Annotated in this window: 3 protein-coding genes and 1 pseudogene; all 4 read right to left on the bottom strand. The window is 38.0% G+C overall.

Annotated features, from left to right (window positions below; genetic code table 11):
• On the bottom strand, positions 1-1,066 hold a 1,066-nt coding region (locus tag NAT51_RS19525; RefSeq protein WP_250601780.1), incomplete at its 3' end, for a DUF6443 domain-containing protein.
• Between the two features lie 408 nt (positions 1,067-1,474).
• Positions 1,475-2,137: pseudogene (locus NAT51_RS19520) on the bottom strand (IS1 family transposase).
• 272 nt (positions 2,138-2,409) lie between these two features.
• Positions 2,410-2,817, bottom strand: a complete 408-nt coding sequence (locus NAT51_RS19515; protein ID WP_250601778.1) for a hypothetical protein — start codon at positions 2,815-2,817, stop codon at positions 2,410-2,412.
• Between the two features lie 3 nt (positions 2,818-2,820).
• The coding region (locus NAT51_RS19510; RefSeq protein ID WP_250601776.1) for an RHS repeat domain-containing protein at positions 2,821-4,403 on the bottom strand (1,583 nt) is incomplete at its 5' end.

Here is a 4,403-nt window from a genome sequence, read left to right as displayed (position 1 = left end):
GATTGCTTCCGCCGTTAATACTGGTTTGTTGTGTACTTCTTGCATTCGGGTCAATCGTGGTAGGCAACCAACCGTTTTGCGTTGGTCTTCCGTACACATCATACTGGGTCACCATCACACCTGATGCCCCGGTTCCCCATGGCGATAAGGCCGGTCCGGTCGCCACCGGTTTATCCAACAGGTCATACACGATAAATTCCCACTGCTTGCCCGGCAGTTTTTTCGACACTAACCGATTACGGTTGTCATACTGGTACTGGTAACACAATCCGTTAAGGGTATTGCTGTCATATGCGGCATTCGCCAATGGCGGGATCACATACGCTAAATTTCCAAACTGGTCGTACACATAATAAGTTTCGTGTGCTTCATTAGCATTGAAAGTCCGCTTCAAAACCACTTTACCGGCTTTGTCCTTGAACTCCTGTGTGGTGTGGTTGTTCCCTGATGTCCAGTTTTCATCTTTGATTATGGTCAGATACAACTCATTAGCCGAGTAATTTGTGGTTTGGCTCAGGGTATTAGTATAGGCCAGTAACGATTCATTCCAGCTGGCTGTCGCCTTGAAGAGTTTCACGGCATTGGTTCCTGTGGCCTCATTAGTACCATACTCAAACTTGATTTCGTGATTGGAACCCATCTTCCAGGCTTCGCCCGGAGCGGCTTGTTTCAGCACACGGTCCAGCGGTGAAGCTTCCAATAGTTTCTCGCTGTACGGGTAAGCCGTGGTTTCCCCGTTGGCCGGAGTGGTATAATACGTGTTTTGATTGGTCACCGCACTGCTCAAATAATCGAGTGTCGAAACTCCGGATACAAACGGCAAATAGTCTTTTACCGGTCTGCCATAGGCATCATATTCGATGTGGGTCACGATGTTCTGGCCCGTGGCGCTCATCGCGTTGTCCACTTTCTGGATCGGTCTGCCCAGTCCGTCAAAATAGGTTACAGTCGTTTGTGGCAAGGTGCCGTTTTCTCCTCTGTAAGTCGTGGCTTTGGTATAGTTCTGGTTGGTGCTTTGCGCTAAGGCAAATCCCGGTACCATCAATAATAATATCAGTTTTTTCATCTTGCCTTAGTGTTTGAAGTTTTGGTTTGATTCATGAGTAGCATCTCTGGATAATCTTAATTAATACAAACATATGAGATAAATTCTTACAGGGCAATCAGGGTAAATACTGATTTTTTAAGAGATTGAAAGATTGAAGGATTGGGCTTCGACTCCGCTCAGCCACCGTAATCTTAAATGGTTGAGTTTAGCAATGGTGGTTGAGCGGAGTCGATGGTGGTTGAGCGGAGTCGAAACCACCATAAAACCGTGGCAATTTCATTTTCAAAAATGAAATTGCCACAACTTTTGTGGCAAAAAGAAAATTGAAAATGAAATTGCCACAATACTTCGACAGGTTCAGTAACTGTTTTTTTTATTGAATTGAAAACCTGTCAGGTCTAATTATCCTTCAATTATAACAATTGGCTACACCCAAAAGTAAATCTTCAAAACCGACTGCAAAACCAACTGGCTTCTGGAAAAACAAATCGTTCTTCGGTTCAGTCTTTTTAAATGGGTTCGCATAGTCAAATTGTTCCGTTCAATGATATTAGTACAATATTGAAACCTTTTATGAATGGAAGCAGGAATCAAGGCTGGATAGATATTCAATCTGTCTGTATAAATATGCTTTGGCTCTGATAAAATCAAACGATTGACCAAAGGCTGAATATTCTCTTTTGTTTTAGAACCCACTACAAAACCAACAATAGATCTGCTATTCCTTTCAATTGCATAGGTAATCCATAATACATTCCTTTTATTTCCGATAAATGTCCACATTTCATCCATTTCATAGGACCATCCTTTTTCTAACAATAGTTTTGGCTTTAAGTTGTTCCCTATGGAAATTATCCGGGCTAAAACCGTATTTTTCGAAATATTCAGAACCCTGCTTGTACTTCTGATACCACAGCCTTACTTCAATAAAACAACTATCGATTCATTGATAGTCTTAATGTAAGCACGATATTTATAAATAACTTGAAATTTATGCTTGCAAAATTTGCATTTATAGCGTTGTATGGCTGATTGAAACCCATTTTTAACGGTTGTCCCGCTACATTTGGGGCAAAGTATTTTTTCCATGCCCTAATTTAATACACGTAGCAAAACAAACCCCTTATTTTATGCGATTTAACGATTCTTCAATCTTTAAATTATCTATTTATACAACAAAAAACAGCGCTTAACTTTTACATTAAACACTGTTTTTCAATTATTTATTTTAAAATTTTAGGCCATGCCCTAATTTGATACATTACCCTGCCCATCTTTTCCCTCTTTATTTTTTATAACTATTCTTTTTCAATAAGTTATAGTTTCAAATTTCTGTATCACTAACTTTGATACATTACCCCCTATCGGGTATAACATAATCCGTTTAAGTTCTCGGTATAATATAAATCGTAAATTCCCTTTTCTTTACAAATTTTTACATCACCCTCAAAAATAAAACAATTTATATCTAAATAGTTAACTGGGGCTTTAAATTTAGTATTCTTAAATCTATTTTTTAAAATAGATTGCAATTTAAAATCATAAATTTCATTAATTTTAATTTTATTGCAATCCTTTGAAATGTTTTTTTTCGAAACAATTTTAAAAATCGAATCATTTCTTCTTGCATAAATTAGATTATAGTTTTTTACAGATGTTATTTTATAAACTGTAAAACTTATTTTTGAATTGTCTGATATTGAATTCAAACTTGCTGTTTTACAACTTAAAATACCAACGATAAAAAAAGCCAAGACAATTTTTTTCATAATTTATAATTTAGTCGTTTGAATTATTTCCTTTTTCTTAAACGTAGATTGAACAGAATATTGCATTTGAACAGCATTAGATGGTATATAACCGTCTGCTGGCATTTCAACTAAATTTCCTTGAGAATCTGTAACCGTTTCAGTTACATCACCTGATTGTTTTACACCCAATAAATTTGCAGTTGGATAAACACTTCCATCAGTTCCAGAATCAGGAGAAGATATTCCAGATGCTTGACTAAGCTTACCACCTTCGTATGCTTCTGTGACTTCACTTACCATATCATTGCCTGGTTTGTCATAGTGATTACTGATAGCTCCTAAAACTTGCGGATTGACTTCTTGTGTTGCCTCTACAATATTTTTCCCTGAAGCGGGGTCAACTTTATCTGTGACAGTATTGCCCATAAATGCACCACCACAATACACATTTCCTTTAGAAGTTGAATCTGTATTTTCTGCTTTTACATTTACTTTTATTGAATGATTATCAATAGCTTCTGCTATTCTTTTAGCATTTCCAGTCAATACTTTACTATTTTGAGTGTAGGTAATATTTCCATCACTATCCATTTTCAAAGTCATTCTTTTACCAACACCTTTTTGTAATTCTGCAAATGCTGCTTTGCTTTGAGTACCTGTAATTATCACATCATTTACACCCATTCCATCAGGATCTATAAACCTCATAGGATTATCAACACAATAATTATATGGTGACCATCTTCTATATTTCTCCGCCAGTGGGTCAATATTCATCCATCTACCAATTGCCGCATCATAATTCCTAGCTCCATAGTCGTAAAAGTTAAGCCCCAACTCATCCTGAAACTCCTTCCCGTTGTATTTATATTTATGATTCAAATAACTTCCACTGGTAACAATGTTACCCCAATTCATTGGGTTTTGATCCGGTTCGTTGTATCCTTTGTGTTTTAATCCAAACGGGTAATAGTTTGATTCTTCCACAACAAAAGGCGTGCCATTACCGTCATCGGTATAAGTAACCCTCACATTCCCTAAATGATCCGTGTAATTAAAATAATACACATAACCATCCTTATCATTCTTGATAAATCCTTCCGCATGCGGTATGAATTCCAGCACTTCGTCTTTGTATTGGAAACCACCCGCCATATAATCGGTCTGTGTCAGCTTCTGCAGGTAGGTTGTTGGGCCTACTGATGAATTTGTCGGTGTTGCATTGTTGTTTGCCACTCCCTTCATCTCGGAACCGCCGCCACCGCTGTAATCCGGTTCGTAATAATGAACTTTCTTGCCTTTCTTACTTCCTGCCGCATCGTAAATATACTCAATTTTGGTCTGCTTGCCGTGCGGGTTGTAAAAAGTAATGGTAAACGGTAAGTTCAGATGGTTATAACTGATATTGGTAATCGCCTTGTTGTCGTCACGGGTCATGTTCCCGTTGGCATCGTAGGCATAATCGTCGTTGCTGGTCCCGTTCGGGTCCATGTTCTCGGCAAAACCTTCCAATGAACTGCTCGCATCCGTTACACTTAGCAAACGGTTTTTATTGTTGGGATCATACGCATACACCAGTTTGTCTACCTGGATTTCATAATCCT

This window comes from Flavobacterium amniphilum (assembly GCF_023634845.1).
GTDB classification, from domain to species: domain Bacteria; phylum Bacteroidota; class Bacteroidia; order Flavobacteriales; family Flavobacteriaceae; genus Flavobacterium; species Flavobacterium amniphilum.
The sequence above is the reverse complement of the archived record's forward strand: the minus strand, read 5'-3'. Positions and strand labels throughout refer to the sequence as shown.

Bases quoted from the DNA above. Each gene is read 5' to 3' on its own strand.
- NAT51_RS19515 (WP_250601778.1), bottom strand. From the start codon at position 2,817: ATGAAAAAAATTGTCTTGGCTTTTTTTATCGTTGGTATTTTAAGTTGT.